Below are 20099 nucleotides of genomic sequence, written 5' to 3' on the forward strand. Positions count from 1 at the left end.
GCCATCAGGCGACAGCCCTAGACCGCCCTGCGTTGCGCCCCGAAAATATGCAACCGCCCAAGAACGTACCCTCGAGCGCGTTGTAGCCGTGGTAGCCTCCACCGCCGAACCCGGCGACTTCGCCAGCGGCGAACAGGCCAGGCACCACATTTCCATCGCCTCCGATCATCTGGCTGTCCAGGTTGGTTTGCAACCCGCCCAACGTTTTACGCGTCAGAACGTGCAGCTTGACTGCGATCAGCGGGCCGTTGGCCGGATCGAGGAACTTATGCGGTTTTGCTGTGCGGATCAGCTTGTCGCCGCGATAGTTTCGGGCGGCCAGAATCGCCATCATCTGGGCGTCTTTTGAGAATGGATTGTCGACCTGCGAGTCGCGCGCTTCGATCTGCCCGCGCAAGTGCGCCTCGTCAATCAGCCCACCGCCCAGATGGTTCATCCCGTTGACCAGTTCGGTCAACGTGTTGGCGACGACGAAATCCTCGCCATGTTCTTTGAACGCTTCCACCGGTGCGGTTGCTTTGGAGCCTGACAGGATGCGCTGACGGATGACCTCTTTCCAACTGCCGGAGGTAAAGTCCGGGTTCTGTTCAGACCCGGATAGGGCGAATTCCTTCTTGATGACCTTTTGGGTCAGAACAAACCAGCTGTATTCGTATCCTGTTTTCAGGATTTCCTTCAGCGTCCCCAGCGTATCGAACCCCGGCAGGCAGGGCGGTTCCAGACGGTTTCCTTTGGCGTCGAACCACATAGAGCTGGGGCCGGGCAGAATGCGTATGCCATGGGCAGGCCAGATCGGATCCCAGTTGCGGACGCCTTCGGTGTAATGCCACATGCGGTCGCCGTTGATCACATGTCCGCCGGCTTTTTCGCTGATCGCGATCATGCGGCCATCGACATGAAAGGGCACGCCAGCCACCATGTCTTTTGGAGGTTCGCCCAGACGATCCTTGGGCCAGTTCTGCCGAACCATTTCAAAGTTGCCGCCAATACCACCCGAGGTAACGATGACCGACGGCGCATAGGCCTCGAACTCTCCCACTTCGTCCCGGTTGGTCTTTCCGCCACGTTGGGCGGTGTCGTTGGCCAAAACCTCGCCTGATACGCCTTTGGCCGTGCCGTTCTGCATGATGATATGGCTGACTTGATGGCGGAACTTCAGCTGGATCAGACCGGCGCTGGCATGTTCGCGGACCCGACGGATGAAATGCTCCAGAACGCCGGGGCCAGTGCCCCAAGTGATGTGAAAACGCGGAACAGAGTTGCCATGCCCGTTCGCATAGGATCCACCGCGTTCTGCCCAACCTACGACCGGAAACCAGCGCAAACCCATCTGATGCAACCAGGGGCGCATTTCACCAGCCGCAAACTCGACATAACTCTCGGCCCATTTGCGGGGCCAAGCGTCTTCCGCGCGGTCGAACTGTGCGCTGCCCATCCAGTCACGAAGGGCAAGCTCTTGGCTGTCGTGTATGCCCATCCGCCGTTGTTCCGGAGTGTCGACCATGAACAAACCGCCGAGGCTCCAGAACGCCTGACCACCCAGAAAGCTCTCGGGCTCCTGATCGACAATGATGACCTTTTTGCCCCGGTCGCCCAGTTCAGCTGCGGCGGCCAGTCCGGCTAGGCCTGCGCCGACGACAATCGCATCTGCTGTGTTCTTGGTCATGAACTGTCCTTTCAGCGTCGTCGAAACCAAACGAGGAACGGCAGCACGACGGCATACATCGTGATCCCGTAGACTGCGGACGGCAGGGCCAGAGGGCTAAATCCGCTCTCTGTGCCTGTGATTAGGGCCGCCAGTGTAATGCCCAGTGTCGAGTTCTGGATGCCAGTGTCAATTGATATGCTTTTACACTCGGCCCATGACAGATTTGCAGCACGTGCGATCCCCAGCCCGATAAGCAAAAGGGCCATGTTAAGCGAGATCAGACCGGTGCCCATGATGCCCAGGTTATCAATGAAAATCTGCCAGTTTCCAGCCAGGGCGGCCACGACAATCAATACAAACAAAACGGTTGCGAGCGTCGAAAGTCCGCCCTCGATGCGGTTTGCAAACCCGGTTGCAAACCTGCGAACTCCGACCCCAATGGCAACGGGAAGGGTTGTGATCAGAAACATGGCAATGGCCAGACCGCTGATCGACACATCAGGTGCGTTTTCCCCCATGAAATAGGTGATGGACCACGCGGCCAGAAAGGGCACTGTAAGGATTGACAAGATGCTGATCACCGCAGTCAGGCTGACGGAAAGCGCCACGTCACCCTTGGCCAGCTTGGTCAGTATGTTGCTGGTCACACCGCCCGGGCAAAAGCTGAGCAGCATGAAGCCAACTGCGATTTCAGGGGGCAGTCCAAACAGTGTGACGGTGAAGAACGCAGCAATGGGCAGAAGTACGACCTGACATACCGCACCAATTGCAAAAGGATATTTCCGGTTCAGCACACGCCGGAAATCCGCGATCTCTAGCCCGATGCCTAGGGACAGCATTATGGTGGCAAGCGAGATCGGCAGGCCGACATTGATGAGCAAATCCAAGAACAACTCCTCCCAAAGTCGTTTCGGATCAGCCTATGCGAGCATGAAAGGCGCAGGCAACCGCGCCGTTAGGTCACTTGTAGCGTTCGACGAAGCGGCGCAGGATTTCGCCGGGTTGGGTGACGTCTGCGGCGTTGCAGATGTCGATCAGGCGCTGGGCGTCTTCGGGCGGGAAATAGCCGTGATGTTTGTAGATGTTGATGCGCTGCTCAAAGTCTCTTGCATCCGCTTCGGGGTGAAACTGTGTGGCATAGACGTTCTGACCAAAGCGGATCATCTGAAACGGGCAGGGGTCTGAGGCAACAAGATGTACGCAGCCTTCGGGCAAAGCCTGAACAGCTTCTTTGTGGCCAACGAAGGCGTCGAACTCCAGGTTCAGCCCGGCTGTCAGTGGATCATTGGCACCATCGTCCGTCAGGCGGCAGGCTGACGGTCCGACCGGTTCGCCATAGCGGGCTTTGCTGACTTCACCGCCCAGATGTGCGGCCAGAACGCCCAAACCATAGCAGCAGCCCATGAAGGGGTGATCCTGCGCCGTGATCTGCGGCATGAGCCCCATGACCGCACCTTCGATCTTTGCATCCAGTTCAGATTTCGTCGCGGGATCATCGCTGACACAGCCGGGACCACCGCCAACGATGACACCTGCATAGTCTGTTACATCCAAACTTTCAGGCAGGTCCTCACAATCCAGCCGGATACGGTGGGTTTGCTCGGGCGCAAGGCCAGTCTTGTCCAGAATCGAAGCATATTCGGCGTCGGATGCATCCGTTTCCGGGCGCAGTTGCAGGATCAAAAAGCGTTTCATATGCTGCCTTTACCCGTCAAAGCGGCCAGAAGACAAGGATGGCAGGTATGGAAACCGCGATGATCAGCACCTCAAGCGGCAGACCCATGCGCCAGTAATCGCCGAACCGATAGCCTCCGGGGCCCAGAACCAGCGTATTGTTCTTGTGTCCAATTGGCGTGAGGAACGCGGCCGAGGCAGCTACCGCAACCGTCATCAGGAATGGGTCGGGTGAAACCTCGAGCGTGCGGGCCATTTGGATACCAACAGGGGCGGCGACAATGGCGGTGGCAGTGTTGTTCAGCACATCCGACAATGTCATGGTCACGATCATCAACACAGTCAGGATCGCCCAAGCGGGCAGACCATCGGTCAGTTGGATCAGCGCATTTGCAATGAGTTCAGTCCCGCCAGAGGTCTCCAAAGCACTGCCAAGTGGGATCATCGACCCCAGAAGGACAACCACCGGCCATTCGATGTGATTATAGATGTCGGCAATTGGCATGATCTTGGTCAGCACATAAGCGATGACAACCAGACCCAAAGCTATCGGCAGGTAGATCAACCCAATACTTGCGGCCAAAACGGCGGCAGCAAACAGGCCGATGGCCAGCCACGCTTTATCGTTTGCGGTAACATTCAGGCCGCGTCCGGCAAGGGGCAGGCAACCCAGCCACTCCGTCACATCCGCAGCGCGGTCGCGCGGGCAAAGCAGCAGCAGGATATCGCCGGGTTCCACCTCGGTTTTGCGAACCTGTTGGGTGATTTGTCGCCCCTGACGTGAGATGCCCATCAGCACTGTACTCTGCCGCCAGGCCAGTCCAAGACCCTGTGCGGTGCGCCCGGTGATGCGGGCGCTTTCCGGCACAACCACCTCGATGACTTCAAGCCCGTCGCCCTCAGCCGTCAGTAACTCCTGCCGTCGCGTGTCCGAAAAGTCGAGATTCAGCGCGGCGCGAAATTCGTCCAACGCCTCGGGTCGGGCCTCCAAAACCAGTGCGTCGCCTTCCTTCAGCGTGGCATGGGCGGATCGGCCATAACGCCTCTTGCCATCGCGGATCAGACCAATGATGGCGACATCAGATTTTTCAGCTGCCTCATAGAGCTCACTCACGCGTTTTCCGATATGGATCGAACCCGGCGGGATGGTTAGTTCGGCGATATACTCGGCCAGTGCTTCTGAGGTTTCAGTTTGCGGCCCGCGGTTAGGGATCAGACGCCAGCCGACCAGAGCGACAAAGGCAAGACCCGCAATTGCGGCTATCCCGCCCACGGGCGCAAAATCAAACATGTGAAACGGCTCGCCCAGCGTCTCGGCCCGGATCGACGCGATGATGATGTTCGGAGGGGTGCCGATCAGGGTCGCCATCCCCCCCAGAATGGTTGCAAAGCTCAGCGGCATCAGTGACAGACCCACAGACCGCCCGGCTTTGCGTGCGGTCTGGATGTCCACCGGCATAAGCAAAGCCAGCGCAGCCACGTTGTTCATGAAGGCAGATAAGACCGCGCCGATCCCGCCCATCAGGGCAATATGCGCGCCCAGCCCCCGTGAGGCATCGACCAAAGTGCGGGTAATCATGAAAACCGCCCCCGAACGGACCAGCCCGGCCGAGACGACCAGCACAAGTGCCACGATGATGGTGGCCGGGTGGCCGAACCCTGCAAAAGCGTTATCCACCGGGACAACGCCTAGAACAACGCCGATCATCAGCGCGGCAAAGGCCACAAGGTCGTATCGAAACCGACCCCAAAGCAACATTCCAAAGACTGTGATGAAAAGCGCAAAAAGAATGATCTGATCTGTTGTCATGCCGTCACCATACAAGCCAGTGGTACTGTCGCAAGCCGCTCTCTTGATCCTGCCCCCCGCAAACGTCTATATGAGCGCCGAACACGCAATCACGATGACGAGGACGCATTATGGCAGGCCACTCCAAATGGGCCAACATCCAGCACCGCAAGGGACGTCAGGACGCCGCGCGGTCCAAACTCTTTTCCAAGCTGTCGAAAGAGATCACCGTCGCTGCCAAGATGGGCGACCCTGATCCCGACAAGAACCCGCGCCTGCGTCTGGCCGTAAAAGAAGCCAAGTCGAACTCGGTCCCGAAGGACGTGATCGACCGCGCAATCAAGAAATCGGTCGCCGGTGAAGGCGACGATTATGAAGAAATCCGCTACGAGGGTTACGGCCCGAACGGTGTCGCGGTGATCGTCGAGACCATGACCGACAACCGTAACCGCACCGCCTCGACCGTGCGTTCGACCTTTTCCAAGAATGGCGGCAATCTGGGCGAGACGGGCTCGGTCGGGTTTATGTTCGACCGTAAGGGCGAGGTTGTCTATCAGGCGGATGCCGGCGATGCGGATACGATTTTCGAAGCCGCGATCGAGGCCGGGGCCGAGGATGTCGAAAGCTCGGAGGATGGTCACATCATCTGGTGCGCCGATACCGACCTGAACGATGTATCGAGCGCGCTGGAAGAAGCGTTGGGTGAATCGGAATCGACCAAGCTGGTATGGAAGCCCACCACCACGACCGAGCTGGGGCTGGAAGATATGCAAAAGCTGATGAAGCTGGTGGATGCGCTGGAAGACGATGACGACGTGCAACGCGTTACGACCAATTTCGAAGCCACTGACGAAGTGATGGCGCAGCTCTGAAAAAGCGCAAGATGCGGTTTGGAAACCCGGCCAACCTGGTCGGGTTTTTTCGTTTCCGGGCGATTTCCAATGGTTGTTGGCGGAATCCGCGGATGCGCTTAGGTTGGGCGGGTATTGATCTATGGAAAGATGCGACCGCAAGACCCATGACGCCCGAGACACCCGATGCTGCCAAACGCAATGTGCCTGTTCTGACTGGGCAGAGTATTATGTCTCAGGTTGCGTGGACCCTTGGCAGCCCATCGGTGGTATTGCCGTTTCTGGCGGTGTCTTTTGAGCTGCCAATGTTCGTGGCGGGTGCTTTGGTTTCGGTCCGGATGGTCGGCAGCATGATATCTGACTTCTTTCTGGCGCAATCCGTAGCGGCAAAATCTCAGAAGAAGCGGGCCATTGCCCTGACCGAAGCTGTTATCGGCGCTTGCCTGGTGACGGCCATGGCCGCCGCCGCGACCGGGATCGTTCCGCTGATTGCTGTGATCTTCGTTTCGGTTTTCTTTGTGATCGGCTTGGTGGACGAGGTCCAGAACCTCATGTTCACCGACCTGCTAGGCGATCATCTCCATTCACGCTCGCGCATGGTGATGCAATATTTGCAGCTTGGGGGTGGCGGCCTGTGTGCCATTGGCCTTGCTCTGCTAGTGCATCAGATCACCAAGGAAAACCCACCGTTTTCAAGACATTCCACCATGATCGGCGTGTCTGTTGCATTCTTTATGTTTTCGGGGCTTCTGATGTTGGCAATGACCGAGAACGCAGGCACTGCTGAACCGGCAAAGAAAGCTGAAACCAAACCAAAACTGTCATTTAGGGCCAATGTTCAGGGTATTCTGAGCATGTTCGAATTCCCTTGGTTTCGGCGCTTCATGATCATGCGTATGCCGTTGGTGGCGGTCACGCTCTCTGTTCCGTTCTTCGCGTTGATCGCGGCAGAGGCGCATCACAGTTCGGCACAAGGTCTGACTGCGATGATCGTGTCTTCTGCTTCAGGGTACCTTGTTTCGGGGCCATTATGGCAATTCGTGAACATGAAGTCCCATCGCGCTGTTATGATGGTTGGAACCTTGATGGTGGCTGCCACCGGAAGCGTCCTTTTGGCGTTCCACTTCTTGGGCATCGATCACGATGTGCATCTGCATGCCATCGCTTTGTTTGTTGTCACCGTGGCGGTGACGGGGATCAGCAGTGCACGCAAGCTGTATTTTCTGGATATCGCTCCCAAAGATCTGCGCGTGCAGGGGACGGCTGCGGTCAAATCTATTACTCGTTTGTCAGCTGTGCTTCTTTCGGCGGCCCTGGCCGCAGTGGCCCATATGCATGAGGTCGCATTGGCGGTCGCCTTCATTGTCGCCGCCAGCCTGGTGTCCTGCGTCACATGCTATCGAATGATGGAGCCTGTCCGGGAAGACGTATCCCAGCCGCAGGAGTAAAGCGCTTGTTCTCAAAAAAACGAAGAGATCTCGTTCAGGGGTTTCTTCAACTTTGCCACGGCTGGCACCGTGGCGGTTTCCGAAGGATGTCCCACTGCAATGATCATCGTCGGTTTCTCTGACGCGGGCCGGTCCAGCGCGTCGTTCAAAAACCGCATCGGGTTCGGGGTATGGGTCAAAGTGCTGAGACCGGCATGGTGCAGTGCAGCCAGCAAAAAGCCGGTGGCAATGTTCACGCTTTCCGGCACGTAGTAGTTCTTGTATCGCGTCCCATCTTCGAATTGTCCCCAGCGCTGGGCGAACACCACGAGCAGCCAGGGTGCAAAAGTCAGATGCTCTTTGACTGCGTTGGTGCCGATGGGCTCAAGCGCTTTGATCCACTCGTCGCCCGCGCCGCCCGCATAGAACCGGCGTTCTTCCTCTTCGGCCTCTTCGCGGATGCGTTGCTTCAGGTCAGGGGCGGAGATCGCAGCAAAGTGCCACGGTTGGTGATTGGCGCCAGAAGGCGCAGTGCCCGCTGTGCGCAAACACGTTTCGATTACAGAGCGGTCCACGGGGCGGGGGCTGAAATCCCGCACCGTATGGCGCTGGCGCATCTTGTCGTAGAACTGTTGTGCGGCACCTTGCATGTCCGCGTCGCTGATCTCGGATCGGTCCGGCAGGGGAATGGGATTATAGCTGAGGGCATCGCGTGAGAACATCGGTTCCTCCGAAACTGTGGTGTGCGATCAGTTCGCGCTGGGCGGTAACAGGACCTGCTTGGCGGCACGTCGAACGGCATGTGTAAGCGGTTTGAGGGCGGGTGCAAGTACGCGACCGACCTGCCAGTTGAGGGCAACATCCAGCGGAGCATTAGCGAGGAGGGGTTGCAACCGCCCGTCTTCCAAGGCGTCTTTGGAAAGGACTGCTGGGTTCATGCCCCATCCCAGACCGGCAATCGCGGCATCCACGAACCCGTTCGAGGACGGCAGGAAATGAAACGGCGGCGAAAGGTTAGGCGCGGCATATTGCGAAAGCCATGCCTTCTGCAGACTGTCCTTTTGGTTGAAAACCAGGCATGGCGCTTTGCCGAGCGTGCCCTCGTTAACACCATCCTTGAACCACGTTTCGATGAAGGCAGGGCTGGCTGTGGGCAGGTATCGCAGGACACCCAGCGGCGTCACATCACACCCTGTAACAGGACGCCCGCCTACTGTGACGGCGGCGCTGACCTCGCCGCGTTTCAACCACTCGGCCGAATGGTCCTGATCGTCGATGACAAGATCAAACAGCATATCGGGTACTTGCGCCATTACATCGATAAACCAAGTGGCCAGTACATCAGCAGGCACAGCAATGCGAACCCGCGCCGATACAGGATCCTGTTCCAAAGCCAGCTCACGGACCAATTGCGCCTCAAGCAGTCCAACATCCTCGGCATATCGGGCAATGCGCAGCCCTGCGGGTGTTCCGGTGCAAGGTGTACCCCGGCGGATCAGCGCCGCACCAACACGATCCTCCAGCGCCTTAATGCGCTGGGAAATTGCCGAAGGCGTGACAGCCAATTCCATGGCTGCGGCCTCAAAGCTGCCAAGCCGCAGAATGGTTGACAATGCGGAAAGTTGATTGGGGTCTAGCAACATTAGTTTTGCTTAATTCGGAATAGAATCTTTAATTTGATAGATTCCCCGATGGGGCTTAGTCAACGCTGCCAAAGCGCAGGAGGTTCCATGCCCACATCCACGATCGCCGGTTTTGCACTGGGTTTCAGCCTGATCCTCGCGATCGGTGCGCAAAACGCCTTTATTCTGCGGCAGGGGTTGCGGCGCGAGCATGTATTTGTTCTGTGCCTGACCTGCGCGATATCTGATGCGCTGCTGATCGGGGCAGGTGTCGCGGGATTTGGTACGCTCGCGCAGGCGGTGCCGTGGTTCGAAACCGTGATGCGTTATGGCGGGGCCGCGTTCATAACTTGGTATGGGCTGCGCAGCTTGCATTCGGCATGGCGGGGCGGCGCGGTGATGGAGATTGGCAATGGCCAGCGCACCAGCCTGAAGGCCGCGTTGCTTACGGTACTCGCGTTCACCTGGCTGAATCCGCATGTTTATTTGGACACAGTGGTCTTGATCGGTTCAATCTCGGCGCAGTATGACGACCGTCTGGGGTTTGCGCTGGGCGCGATGACCTCCAGCTTTGTGTTCTTCTTCTCGCTTGGATACGGCGCGGGTATTTTGTCGCCTGTTTTTACGAGACCCCGGGCGTGGCAAGTACTGGATGCCGGAATTGGCGTCGTCATGCTGGGTATCGCACTGAAACTTGTTGTCATGTGAAGGGTTGTTCCTGGCTCGGTTTCGGTGTTCAACCTAGGCCATGACCTCACACACCGTTTCGTCCCGTCCTCTTGCAGGCATGTTCTGGATGTTTGCCGCCGGGCTGTCTTTTGTTGTAATGACAGCTTTGGTGAAGTCGCTGGGCACGACCATCAACCCGATTCAGGCTGCGTTCCTGCGATACGCCCTGGGCTTGGCGTTCCTTCTTCCGGCACTGCGGTCGATCATGGCGACCAAACTGACACCCCGGCTGTTGACCCTGTTCGGGGTGCGCGGGGTGGTTCATGCGGTTGCTGTTATGCTGTGGTTCTTTGCCATGACACAGATCCCCTTGGCAGAAGTCACGGCCATGAATTACATGACGCCCGTTTACGTGACTTTGGGCGCGGCCCTGTTTTTGGGGGAAAAGCTGGCCTTTCGGCGGATCGCGGCAATTCTTGTTGCTTTGGTTGGTGTGCTGATCATCTTGCGGCCCGGGTTTCGAGAGGTGTCAGCGGGCCATCTGGCTATGCTGGGGACGGCGCTGACACTGGGCGGTTCTTATTTGCTGGCAAAACTGTTGGTGCGGGATGTGCCACCTTCGGTCGTCGTGGCGCATTTGTCGATTTGGGTGACGCTTGCGCTGATCCCATTTGCTGTGGCCGTCTGGACGCAACCCAGCTTGCGCGATCTCGGGGTTCTGTTTCTGGTGGCCTGTTTTGCCACCGCCGGTCATTATTTCATGACGCTGGCCTTGCAGGCTGCACCTGTGGCCGTCACGCAGCCGATCACGTTTCTTCAACTCATCTGGGCCACATTGCTGGGCGCAGTCGTGTTCCATGAAAGCGTTGATATCTGGGTCGTCGCCGGAGGCACATTGATCCTGTGCGCCGTCAGCTTCATCTCATGGCGCGAAGCAGTCCTGAATCGTCGAGACTTGACGCCCCCGAGTATTGCTCCGAAGCTGTGATACCGGCACCATCGAGACCTTCATTGATTGACGAGTCAATAAAAAACTCCTAGTTTGGAGTCATAACGCCTGTTCAGGGGGTCATGATGCCAAAAGTTGGAATGGAGCCAATCCGCCGCGATGCTATTGTCCGCGCGACAATTGCCGAGCTGGGTGTGCAGAAATCCCTTGATGTTACAGTTAGCCAAATTGCGAAACGGGCAGGTATGTCCAGCGCGCTGGCGCATCATTATTTCGGCGGCAAGGATCAGATTTTTCTGGCGGCGATGCGTCAGATCCTTTCGGATTTCGGTGATGAGGCGCGGGCCAAACTGAAGGCATCTGCTCCGGAAGGCCGGGCGCAGGCGATCATTGAGGCGTGTTTCGCCCCCTCGTGTTTCACACCTGACGTGATCGCTGCGTGGATGACCTTCTATGTTCTGGCGCAAACCAATGATGATGCACTGCGCTTGTGGCAGATCTATCAGGCACGCATCCGTTCAAACCTGATCCACGCTTTGCGCGCCAGGATGCAGGACCCGGTTGAAGCTGCTGAAAACATGATTGCTCTTATTGACGGGTTGTACATCCGCGCGGCGCTCAGCGCGCCGGAAGAACCGCAACTGGCCGTGTCACACGCGAAACGCGTGCTCAACACTCTGCTCGAGGCTGAAAAATGACAAAACCGAACGTTCTGATCCTGATGGTGGATCAGCTGAACGGAACCCTCTTTCCCGACGGTCCCGCAGACTGGCTTCATGCCCCGAACTTGAAGAAGTTGGCCGAACGTTCGACCCGGTTTGCAAACGCATACACGGCGTCGCCGCTCTGCGCGCCGGGGCGGGCCAGCTTTATGTCCGGTCAATTGCCTTCGCGCACAGGCGTCTATGACAACGCAGCTGAGTTCCGCAGCGACATCCCCACTTACGCACACCATTTGCGCCGGGCCGGGTACTATACCTGCTTGTCTGGCAAGATGCATTTTGTCGGTCCTGATCAGATGCACGGGTTCGAAGATCGTCTGACCACCGACATCTATCCGGCCGATTTTGGCTGGACCCCGGATTATCGAAAACCGGGCGAGCGGATCGACTGGTGGTACCACAATATGGGTTCTGTCACCGGTGCGGGTGTGGCCGAGATATCAAACCAGATGGAGTATGACGACGAGGTTGCCTATAACGCCAAGGCCAAGCTCTATGATCTGGCGCGCGGTAAGGATAATCGTCCGTGGTGCGTGACCGTCAGCTTCACGCATCCCCACGATCCATACGTCGCCCGTCGCAAGTACTGGGACTTGTACGAGGATTGTGAGCATCTTCTGCCTGAGGTCGCTGATATCGGCTACGACAATCAGGATCCGCACGCCAAGCGGATCTTCGACGCCAATGACTGGCGTAGTTTTGACATCACCGAAGAAGACATCCGCAAATCCCGCCGCGCCTATTTTGCCAATATCTCCTATCTGGATGACAAGATCGGTGAGATCCTCGAAGTGCTGGAAACCACCCGGCAAGAGGCGATCATTCTCTTCGTCTCGGATCACGGCGATATGCTGGGCGAACGTGGCTTGTGGTTCAAAATGAACTTCTACGAAGGTTCAGCGCGTGTGCCGCTGATGATTTCATCCCCTGATCTGCCTGCCGGGCGGATTGACACTCCGGTGTCTACTATCGACATAACGCCAACCCTTGGGGCATTGGCAGGGGTCGATATGGATGAAATTGCACCGTGGACGGATGGTGAAAACCTAGTGCCTCTTGCGCAGGGGGGCGAGCGCACCGCGCCGGTAGCGATGGAATACGCGGCAGAGGCATCTTATGCGCCGCTGGTCTCGTTGCGCTATGGCAAGTGGAAATACAACCGCTGCGCGTTGGACCCTGATCAGTTGTTTGATCTTGAGGCTGACCCTCACGAAATGACCAATCTGGCAGACAGCCCCGAACATGCAGGTACGCTACAAACCTTGCGCGCAAAATCCGAAGCCTGCTGGGATCTGGATCGTTTTGACGCCGAAGTCCGAGCCAGCCAGGCAAGGCGCTGGGTCGTCTATGAGGCGCTGCGCCAGGGTGGATATTACCCGTGGGATTACCAGCCGCTGCAAAGAGCATCGGAACGCTACATGCGCAATCACATGGATCTGAACGTCGTCGAGGAAAACGCCCGCTTCCCGCGCGGCGAATAACCTCGTCATCTTTTCGAAAATACTCCCGCCGGAGGCATCCAGCCTTCTCGGCGGGGCAGGAGTTATGGAAATGGAAGCAGATTTTGTCATCGTTGGCGCCGGCTCTGCCGGATGCGCAATGGCATATCGTCTGAGCGAGGCAGGGGCCTCGGTTCTGGTGATCGAACATGGCGGCACCGATGCAGGGCCGTTCATCCAGATGCCAGCGGCGCTGAGCTATCCGATGAACATGTCGCGCTATGACTGGGGCTATCAATCCGAGCCTGAGCCGCACCTGAACAATCGCCGTCTGGCCTGTCCGCGCGGCAAGGTGATAGGCGGTTCGTCCTCGATCAATGGAATGGTTTATGTGCGCGGCCATGCGCGCGATTTCGACACCTGGGCCGAGATGGGTGCAGACGGGTGGTCCTATGCTGACGTACTGCCCTATTACAAGAGAATGGAAAGCTGGCATGATGGCGGCCATGGCGGGGATCCGTCGTGGCGCGGTACAGATGGCCCGCTGCATGTTTCGCGCGGTCCACGTGAAAACCCCCTGTTTAAGGCGTTTGTCGACGCGGGCCAGCAGGCCGGATACGAGGTCACGGGCGACTATAACGGCGAAAAGCAGGAAGGTTTTGGCCCGATGGAGCAGACCGTCTGGAAAGGACGGCGTTGGTCCGCAGCAAATGCCTATCTGAGACCTGCACTAAAACGCGAAAATTGCGATATCGTTCGGGGCCTTGCTTCCAAAGTCGTGATGGAAAACGGTCGCGCCACAGGGGTGGAATTGATCCGTGGCGGCAAGAAAGAGGTCATTAAGGCTCGGCGTGAAGTTGTTCTGGCATCGTCGTCGATCAACTCGCCCAAGCTGTTGATGTTGTCCGGAATCGGCCCGGCAGCGCATCTGGCTGACCATGGAATCGATATTGTGGCGGATCGTCCGGGGGTTGGCGCAAACCTGCAGGATCATCTGGAACTTTATATCCAACAAGCCTCTTTGCAGCCGATTACATTGTACAAACACTGGAACCTATTCAGTAAAGGTCTGATCGGTACGCAATGGCTGTTTACCAAGACGGGTTTGGGGGCGTCGAACCAGTTCGAAAGTGCAGCCTTTATCCGATCGAAACCTGGTGTTGAGTACCCTGACATTCAGTATCATTTCCTGCCCATGGCAGTGCGCTATGACGGGCAGGCAGCAGCGGAAGGCCACGGATTCCAGGCGCATGTCGGTCCGATGCGGTCTCCGTCGCGTGGATCTGTTACGCTGCGATCTGCTGAAGCTGCGGATGCGCCAGTCATAAAGTTCAATTACATGAGCCACGAAAAGGATTGGGAAGATTTCCGGACCTGTATCCGTTTAACGCGCGAAATCTTTGGTCAGGACGCGTTCAAACCCTATGCCGGCAAGGAAATCCAACCGGGCGCTTCTGTGCAATCAGACGAAGAACTGAACGGCTTTATCGCGGAACATGCGGAAAGCGCCTATCATCCTTGCGGTACCTGCCGAATGGGGCGAGCGGATGACAAAAACGCAGTGGTCGATCCCGAAGGACGCGTCATCGGTGTGGATGGGCTGCGTGTTGCGGACAGCTCGATCTTTCCTCAGATCACAAACGGCAATCTCAACGCACCGTCAATCATGGTGGGTGAGAAAGTGTCGGATTCCCTGTTGGGCAAAGACCCGTTGCCCAAAGCCAATGACCGGCCTTGGATCCACCCGAACTGGGCAACGGCACAGCGTTAACCTTTTGACATGCCCCCGCTTGAATACGCGTGATTTCAGGCGCATATCGGGGACATGTTAAGAATTTGTTTAGCTTTTGTTCTCTTTCTGCCATCTGTCGCGTTGGCCGCAGAACGATTTATGGGGCAGATTCACGTGATCGACGCCGATACATGGGGTGTGGGCGGAGTCCGGGTTCGGTTGCATGGCATTGATGCCCCCGAGATAGATCAATCCTGTCATGACACCGAAGGTTCTCGCTGGCCATGTGGTGCGTGGGTTACGCAGGTCGTTCGGCAGAGGTATCAGGGTAAAACAGCGACTTGTGTGCCATTGGACCGGGATCGCTATGGCCGGGTTGTCGCAAAATGCACGTCGGGTGGGCAGGATGCAGCAGATCAACTGGTGCGGCAGGGCCTAGCCTTTGCCTGCCTCAAATATTCCAGTGCCTACGCCAGCGTTGAGAGGGACGCAAAAAGCCGAAAATTGGGGCTTCATCAGCAGTATATTCAAGTGCCTTGGGTGCACAGGGCGGCGGGAAAGTCACGATCGACAGTGAGTTGTCGGATCAAAGGGAATATCTCTGCGAAAGGGGACCGAATTTTTCACGTACCGGGCCAAAATTTTTATGCCAAAACTGAGATTGATATGTCCAGGGGCGAACACTGGTTTTGTTCTGCCGCTGAGGCTCGCGCTGCGGGATGGCGCGCGTCTCAGCGATGAAATTTGCGTCAAATTGATCCGCGTCAAAGCGAGCGCCGCCGGACGCATCTACGACTCATTTGCAACAACTAATTATGGAGCGAACAGGTATGTCCCACACCCCGCATGAACTGGCAGAAGAGTTCCCGGACAAAGTAGAACTGATGAGCCAGCTCAAACAGTCGGACGCGCATTTTGCCCGGCTTGCTGATGAGTATCACGAAATCAATCGCGTGGTGCATCGGGCAGAAACCAATGTTGAACCGATGGAGGAATTGGCCGAAGTGGATTTGCGCAAGAAGCGGGCAGCGTTGAAAGACGAAATCTGGGCGATCTTGTCCAAAGCCTAAGCCAAAAGGCGGGGGCTCTGCCCCCGTCGCGGCCTTGGCCGCGATTCCCCCGAGGTATTTCTGGCCAGATGAAGATCAGGTGACTTCGTAGGGCAGAGTGCCGCGTAAATCGGTGTCGATGCTGAGGCGACGTTCCAGGGGCGGGACCGAGCGCTGGTGGCAGGTTTGCCGTTCGCAGATGCGGCAAGATATGCCAATCGGTTCGTAAGAACTGGCATTGTTGATATCGAGGTTGTCGGCGTAGACAAGCGCCGGAGCATGCCGAACCTCGCACCCCAAGGCAATCGCATAGCGCCGGACAGGCGCGCCGAATGACCCGCCGGATTTCGATACATCTCGCGCAAGCGAAATATAGCGAACTCCATCTGGCGTTTCCGCCAATTGCCGAAGAAAATGCCCTGGTGTTTCAAAGGCCCGATGCACGTTCCACAAGGGGCATGCGCCGCCAAATCGCGCGAATTGAAGACGGGTGGCCGAGTGCCGCTTGGTGATCGTGCCAGCCTGATCCACGCGAACGAAAAAGAATGGGATACCTTTTGCTCCGGGGCGTTGTAGCGTCGATAGCCGATGGGCAATCTGTTCGATCGAAGCGCCAAATCGATTGCTCAGCAGTTCCAGATCGTGGCGCTCCTCTTGCGCGGCGGTCAGGAAGGTCGAATAAGGCATCAAAGACGCGCCGGCGAAATAGTTGGCCAGTCCAATCTTTGCAATTGACCGGGCCTCTTCGCTTTGAAACTTTGCAAAATCCAACGTTGCTTCCAGCAGCTTGTCCTGGCTGATCAAAGCAACTTGTAACAGCAATTGAAACACTTGGGTTTGCGGAGCAGCGCGCGAGGACAGGCGAAGAATCTTGCTTTCAGAATCGTATCTGCGCAGGGGGTCCATGTCTGAAAAAACGACCTGAATACCGCGTTCTGAAAGGCTGTTCAGGGCGGCCTGCCGAATCCCACCGGGCCCGTCTGCCCGGTTGGAAAACAATTCTGCTGCCCTGTCCACGGCGTCGATATAGTTGTCGCAATAATGAAAGAAATCCCGCACCTCTTCCCACGGGCTGGCCTGAATGCGGGCATCTTCCCGACCCAGTGCTTCGTCCAGTGAGGCCAGGCGCTCGTGAGTTTGGCGGTAGGTTTTGTGTAATTCGATGAATGCGCGGGCCAAAGCGGGGGCGTTCGAGGCGGTCAGGCGCAAATCGGCCAGCGGAGGTTGAATGTCGGCAAACACCGGGTCGGCCAATGCCTCGCGCATGTCGGAGACAAGGCGTTCGCTATCGCCTGTGCTGAGTTCGGTCACGTCCATGCCGAATTCTTGTGCCAGAGCCAAAACAACCGTTGTTGAAATCGGTCTGTTGTTGTTCTCCATCTGGTTCAGGTAAGGCAAGGAAACACCCAGCTTGGCTGCGAATTCCCGCTGGGTCAGGGTCAGTCGTGTGCGCATCTCGCGCAGCTTTGCACCCGCATAGAGTTTTTGAGTCGCCATTGAGGGCCTTTGCAAGTTTTCTAAAATCGAAGTCTAACTTTGCAAACCTATCCATGCAAGCTGTCAGAGCCCCAATTGCCGTTCGCGTCGGATGACGGCCGCTATGGCGCAAATGGCCAGCAGGGCGGTTGTCAACATCAACCACAGCAACGGCATTGCGCCGGTTTCGTGGGTCAGCAATGCGCCTGCCAGTGCGCTGAGTCCCGCACCACCGCCCAACATGATAGCACCACTCAGACCCGACGCGGTCGCCGCCAGATGTGGGCGAACAGATAGGGCGCCCGATGTTGCATTGGGAATAACCATGCCGTTGCCCACACCTACAAAGGTCATAAGTCCAAAAAAACTGAGTGCCGTACCGCTACCTGCCAGAAAAAGCAGGGCTGACAGCGCGACGCCGAAGGCGTTCAACAGGCTGCCCCAAAGCACCATGCGATTGACACCAATCCGTACGGAGTATCGCCCGCTGATGAAGTTCCCCGCAAAATATCCGACGGCCGGCGCGCCAAAATAGATACCGACCTGAGCAGCGCTCAACCCAAATAATTCCGTTCCGATGAACGGAGCGCCGCCCAGATAGGCAAAGAAGGCCCCTGACGAGAAGGCGCAGGCCAGTGAATACCCCCAGAAGCGGGGTGAGGTTAGCAACTCGGGGTATTCTTTGAATTGCTGTACGAGCGATTTCCCGCTTTTCGCTGCAGTTTCGCCGAAATCCGTGAATGTAAGGAACAAGGTTAAAGTGCCGATGGCAAATGGCAGCCAGAAATTGGCCTTCCAGCCGAGCGTCTCTTCCAGAATGCCGCCTATGGCAGGGCCGATCATGGGGACCACAGCCATACCCATGGTCACATACCCGATCATCGACGCAGCCTGATCCTGATCGTACATGTCGCGTACTGCGGCGCGGCTGAGTACCATACCCACCACCACAACCGCCTGGCACATCCTGAAAACCAGAAAGATCTCGGCATTGGGCGCGTAAATACATCCCAGGGTCGCCAGTAGGAACAGCGCAAGACCCCAAAGCAGAACGGGTCTGCGACCTGCCTTGTCAGCGAGCGGTCCGATCACAATTTGCAGAATGGCGTTAATCAGCAGGTACAAAGCAATCGATAGCTGCATAACCTTGTAATCGGTTTCGAAATACAGCGCCATGTTGGGCAGGCTTGGCAGGAAAAGGTTCATGCTCAGGGCGGACAAGCCCGAAAGCAAAACAAGCGTTGCCAATGTAGGTGGTGTGCGCGGCACGGCGCCAGAGCTGAACTGCATGGTTCACATGTATAGCCACGGATTTTCGGAATGCCAGTCGTTGCCAAAAATCAATGCGATACTTAGCTAATTTGCAGTTATCCAGATTGGTATTGCTAGTGTTTTGCAAATTTGCGGAAAAGGTCTTTGGTTGAGCAAGTCGAGCGGGTAGTGTCGCGCCAAATTTAATAGGGGATACTCGTCATGAAAGACATCCTTTCTGAGTTGGAAGACCGCCGCGGCAACGCACGACTGGGCGGTGGGCAGAGACGGATCGATGCCCAACATTCACGTGGCAAGTTGACGGCGCGAGAGCGGATCGAGTTATTGCTGGATGAAGGCAGTTTTGAAGAATTCGATATGTTCGTCAGCCATCGCTGCACAGAATTTGGGATGGAAAACCAAAAGCCTGCAGGTGACGGGGTTGTCACCGGCTGGGGCACGATCAATGGTCGTATGGTCTATGTGTTCAGTCAGGATTTCACCGTCTTTGGTGGATCGCTTTCGGAAACCCACGCACAGAAGATTTGCAAGATCATGGATATGGCGGTGCAGAATGGAGCACCTATCATCGGGATCAACGACTCGGGTGGGGCGCGAATCCAGGAAGGCGTTGCCTCGCTGGCAGGGTATGCCGAAGTGTTCCAGCGCAATATCACGGCGTCCGGCGTCGTTCCGCAGATCAGCGTAATCATGGGCCCCTGCGCCGGTGGCGCGGTTTACAGCCCGGCGATGACCGACTTTATCTTCATGGTCAAAGATTCGTCTTACATGTTTGTGACCGGTCCCGACGTGGTCAAAACTGTCACCAACGAGGTCGTGACGGCCGAAGAACTGGGTGGTGCATCGACACATACCAAGAAGTCTTCGGTTGCGGATGCGGCGTTTGAGAACGATGTCGAGGCTTTGGCAGAAGTCCGTCGACTGGTGGATTTCCTACCTCTAAACAATCGCGAGAAGCCCCCGGTCCGCCCCTTCTTTGACGAGCCTGGCCGGCTTGAGCCGTCGCTGGACACGCTTGTTCCTGACAATCCCAACACGCCCTACGACATGAAGGAGCTCATTACCAAGATTGCGGATGAGGGCGACTTTTACGAAATCCAAGAAGACTTTGCCAAAAACATCATCACCGGCTTTATCCGTCTAGAGGGTCAGACCGTTGGGGTCGTTGCCAACCAGCCGATGGTATTGGCGGGATGTCTAGACATTGACAGCTCGCGCAAGGCGGCGCGCTTTGTGCGTTTCTGCGATTGTTTTGAAATCCCGATCCTGACCTTTGTGGATGTTCCGGGCTTCCTGCCGGGCACCCAGCAGGAATATAGCGGTGTGATCAAACATGGCGCGAAGCTGCTTTATGCCTATGGCGAGGCGACAGTGCCCAAAGTGACCGTGATCACGCGAAAAGCCTATGGCGGTGCATATGTGGTTATGGCGTCCAAGCACCTGCGCGGTGATTTCAACTATGCTTGGCCTACAGCCGAGATCGCTGTGATGGGTGCAAAAGGCGCAACTGAAATCATCCACCGTGCTGACCTCGGGGATGCGGAAAAGACAGCACAGCACGTCGCGGATTACGAAGATCGGTTTGCGAATCCCTTTGTTGCGGCCGAGCGCGGCTTTGTCGATGAGGTGATCATGCCTCAATCGACCCGCCGCCGCGTGTCCCGGGCATTTGCCAGTCTGCGAGGTAAGCAGCTGAAGAACCCTTGGAAAAAGCACGACAATATCCCGCTTTGATCAATCCGGGGCAGCGCAGCCTACCCTGGTGTTCCTTCACGCCGTC

At 56.9% G+C, this 20099-nt stretch carries 18 protein-coding genes; 10 read left to right on the plus strand and 8 right to left on the minus strand.

The window, feature by feature from the left end; translation table 11 throughout:
• Positions 1-4: 4 nt before the first annotated feature.
• The 4 genes from GS632_RS08950 to GS632_RS08965 all read right to left on the minus strand — a co-directional run bounded on the left by GS632_RS08950 (position 5) and on the right by GS632_RS08965 (position 5132).
• Positions 5-1666 carry an FAD-binding dehydrogenase gene (locus tag GS632_RS08950; protein ID WP_171237205.1) on the minus strand — a complete coding sequence of 554 codons (1662 nt, stop codon included), beginning with the start codon at positions 1664-1666 and terminating at the stop codon, positions 5-7.
• Between the two features lie 11 nt (positions 1667-1677).
• Positions 1678-2535, minus strand: a complete 858-nt coding sequence (locus GS632_RS08955) for a bile acid:sodium symporter family protein (RefSeq protein ID WP_171237206.1) — start codon at positions 2533-2535, stop codon at positions 1678-1680.
• Between the two features lie 73 nt (positions 2536-2608).
• Positions 2609-3343: a glutamine amidotransferase gene (locus tag GS632_RS08960; protein WP_171175479.1), complete on the minus strand. Its 735-nt coding sequence runs from the start codon at positions 3341-3343 to the stop codon at positions 2609-2611.
• Between the two features lie 16 nt (positions 3344-3359).
• Positions 3360-5132, minus strand: a complete 1773-nt coding sequence (locus GS632_RS08965) for an SLC13 family permease (RefSeq protein WP_171237207.1) — start codon at positions 5130-5132, stop codon at positions 3360-3362.
• Between the two features lie 110 nt (positions 5133-5242).
• Here GS632_RS08965 and GS632_RS08970 point away from each other — a divergent pair, with 110 nt between their 5' ends.
• Both GS632_RS08970 and GS632_RS08975 read left to right on the plus strand, forming a co-directional pair.
• The gene (locus GS632_RS08970; RefSeq protein WP_171175476.1) at positions 5243-5983 is read left to right on the plus strand and encodes a YebC/PmpR family DNA-binding transcriptional regulator; all 741 of its coding nucleotides are present in this window, start codon (positions 5243-5245) and stop codon (positions 5981-5983) included.
• Positions 5984-6075: 92 nt separating this feature from the next.
• Positions 6076-7410 (plus strand): MFS transporter, encoded by a 1335-nt coding sequence (locus GS632_RS08975; protein WP_253284443.1) that lies wholly within the window; start codon positions 6076-6078, stop codon positions 7408-7410.
• Positions 7411-7421: 11 nt separating this feature from the next.
• On the opposite strand, the gene GS632_RS08980 is transcribed toward GS632_RS08975, so the two are convergent.
• The gene (locus tag GS632_RS08980; RefSeq protein ID WP_171175471.1) at positions 7422-8111 is read right to left on the minus strand and encodes a nitroreductase family protein; all 690 of its coding nucleotides are present in this window, start codon (positions 8109-8111) and stop codon (positions 7422-7424) included.
• A gap of 27 nt (positions 8112-8138) precedes the next feature.
• Positions 8139-9032 carry a LysR family transcriptional regulator ArgP gene (locus tag GS632_RS08985; RefSeq protein ID WP_171235473.1) on the minus strand — a complete coding sequence of 298 codons (894 nt, stop codon included), beginning with the start codon at positions 9030-9032 and terminating at the stop codon, positions 8139-8141.
• 87 nt (positions 9033-9119) lie between these two features.
• Here GS632_RS08985 and GS632_RS08990 point away from each other — a divergent pair, with 87 nt between their 5' ends.
• The 7 genes from GS632_RS08990 (at position 9120) to GS632_RS09020 (ending at position 15592) form a co-directional block, all read left to right on the plus strand.
• Complete coding sequence (locus tag GS632_RS08990) at positions 9120-9719, plus strand: LysE/ArgO family amino acid transporter (protein ID WP_171721756.1); 600 nt, start codon at positions 9120-9122, stop codon at positions 9717-9719.
• Positions 9720-9759: 40 nt separating this feature from the next.
• On the plus strand, positions 9760-10668 hold the full coding sequence (locus GS632_RS08995) for a DMT family transporter (RefSeq protein ID WP_171175465.1): 909 nt from the start codon (positions 9760-9762) through the stop codon (positions 10666-10668).
• A gap of 86 nt (positions 10669-10754) precedes the next feature.
• On the plus strand, positions 10755-11327 hold the full coding sequence (gene betI / locus GS632_RS09000) for a transcriptional regulator BetI (RefSeq protein WP_171175463.1): 573 nt from the start codon (positions 10755-10757) through the stop codon (positions 11325-11327).
• Positions 11324-12832: a choline-sulfatase gene (gene betC / locus GS632_RS09005; protein ID WP_171237209.1), complete on the plus strand. Its 1509-nt coding sequence runs from the start codon at positions 11324-11326 to the stop codon at positions 12830-12832. Before betI ends, betC begins: the two co-directional genes overlap by 4 nt.
• A 70-nt stretch (positions 12833-12902) precedes the next feature.
• Positions 12903-14561 (plus strand): choline dehydrogenase, encoded by a 1659-nt coding sequence (gene betA / locus GS632_RS09010; RefSeq protein ID WP_171721755.1) that lies wholly within the window; start codon positions 12903-12905, stop codon positions 14559-14561.
• Positions 14562-14681: 120 nt separating this feature from the next.
• The gene (locus GS632_RS09015; RefSeq protein ID WP_245223225.1) at positions 14682-15263 is read left to right on the plus strand and encodes a thermonuclease family protein; all 582 of its coding nucleotides are present in this window, start codon (positions 14682-14684) and stop codon (positions 15261-15263) included.
• 89 nt (positions 15264-15352) lie between these two features.
• Positions 15353-15592: a YdcH family protein gene (locus GS632_RS09020; RefSeq protein WP_171175447.1), complete on the plus strand. Its 240-nt coding sequence runs from the start codon at positions 15353-15355 to the stop codon at positions 15590-15592.
• A gap of 75 nt (positions 15593-15667) precedes the next feature.
• Here GS632_RS09020 and GS632_RS09025 read toward each other — a convergent pair whose 3' ends face one another.
• Together GS632_RS09025 and GS632_RS09030 are read right to left on the minus strand one after the other, a co-directional pair.
• Complete coding sequence (locus GS632_RS09025; protein ID WP_171175445.1) at positions 15668-17068, minus strand: short-chain fatty acyl-CoA regulator family protein; 1401 nt, start codon at positions 17066-17068, stop codon at positions 15668-15670.
• A 63-nt stretch (positions 17069-17131) separates the two neighbouring features.
• Positions 17132-18337: a multidrug effflux MFS transporter gene (locus GS632_RS09030; RefSeq protein WP_171175443.1), complete on the minus strand. Its 1206-nt coding sequence runs from the start codon at positions 18335-18337 to the stop codon at positions 17132-17134.
• Between the two features lie 183 nt (positions 18338-18520).
• On the opposite strand from GS632_RS09030, the gene GS632_RS09035 reads away from it, so the two are divergent.
• Positions 18521-20053, plus strand: coding sequence for an acyl-CoA carboxylase subunit beta (locus GS632_RS09035; protein ID WP_171237214.1), 1533 nt, complete (start codon positions 18521-18523; stop codon positions 20051-20053).
• Positions 20054-20099: the final 46 nt, after the last annotated feature.

The sequence above is a fragment of the Ruegeria sp. HKCCD7296 genome (assembly GCF_013110775.1).
In the GTDB taxonomy this organism is placed as follows: domain Bacteria; phylum Pseudomonadota; class Alphaproteobacteria; order Rhodobacterales; family Rhodobacteraceae; genus Ruegeria.

What these genes read in the sequence shown, in the direction of transcription:
- GS632_RS09030 (WP_171175443.1), bottom strand. Translation starts at nt 18,337, where the DNA reads ATGCAGTTCAGCTCTGGCGCCGTGCCGCGCACACCACCTACATTGGCA.
- betI (WP_171175463.1), top strand. Translation starts at nt 10,755, where the DNA reads ATGCCAAAAGTTGGAATGGAGCCAATCCGCCGCGATGCTATTGTCCGC.
- betA (WP_171721755.1), top strand. Translation starts at nt 12,903, where the DNA reads ATGGAAGCAGATTTTGTCATCGTTGGCGCCGGCTCTGCCGGATGCGCA.
- betC (WP_171237209.1), top strand. Translation starts at nt 11,324, where the DNA reads ATGACAAAACCGAACGTTCTGATCCTGATGGTGGATCAGCTGAACGGA.
- GS632_RS09025 (WP_171175445.1), bottom strand. Translation starts at nt 17,068, where the DNA reads ATGGCGACTCAAAAACTCTATGCGGGTGCAAAGCTGCGCGAGATGCGC.
- GS632_RS09035 (WP_171237214.1), top strand. Translation starts at nt 18,521, where the DNA reads ATGAAAGACATCCTTTCTGAGTTGGAAGACCGCCGCGGCAACGCACGA.
- GS632_RS08960 (WP_171175479.1), bottom strand. Translation starts at nt 3,343, where the DNA reads ATGAAACGCTTTTTGATCCTGCAACTGCGCCCGGAAACGGATGCATCC.
- GS632_RS08995 (WP_171175465.1), top strand. Translation starts at nt 9,760, where the DNA reads ATGACCTCACACACCGTTTCGTCCCGTCCTCTTGCAGGCATGTTCTGG.
- GS632_RS08985 (WP_171235473.1), bottom strand. Translation starts at nt 9,032, where the DNA reads ATGTTGCTAGACCCCAATCAACTTTCCGCATTGTCAACCATTCTGCGG.
- GS632_RS09015 (WP_245223225.1), top strand. Translation starts at nt 14,682, where the DNA reads ATGGGGCAGATTCACGTGATCGACGCCGATACATGGGGTGTGGGCGGA.
- GS632_RS08970 (WP_171175476.1), top strand. Translation starts at nt 5,243, where the DNA reads ATGGCAGGCCACTCCAAATGGGCCAACATCCAGCACCGCAAGGGACGT.
- GS632_RS08950 (WP_171237205.1), bottom strand. Translation starts at nt 1,666, where the DNA reads ATGACCAAGAACACAGCAGATGCGATTGTCGTCGGCGCAGGCCTAGCC.
- GS632_RS09020 (WP_171175447.1), top strand. Translation starts at nt 15,353, where the DNA reads ATGTCCCACACCCCGCATGAACTGGCAGAAGAGTTCCCGGACAAAGTA.
- GS632_RS08975 (WP_253284443.1), top strand. Translation starts at nt 6,076, where the DNA reads ATGCGCTTAGGTTGGGCGGGTATTGATCTATGGAAAGATGCGACCGCA.
- GS632_RS08965 (WP_171237207.1), bottom strand. Translation starts at nt 5,132, where the DNA reads ATGACAACAGATCAGATCATTCTTTTTGCGCTTTTCATCACAGTCTTT.
- GS632_RS08980 (WP_171175471.1), bottom strand. Translation starts at nt 8,111, where the DNA reads ATGTTCTCACGCGATGCCCTCAGCTATAATCCCATTCCCCTGCCGGAC.
- GS632_RS08990 (WP_171721756.1), top strand. Translation starts at nt 9,120, where the DNA reads ATGCCCACATCCACGATCGCCGGTTTTGCACTGGGTTTCAGCCTGATC.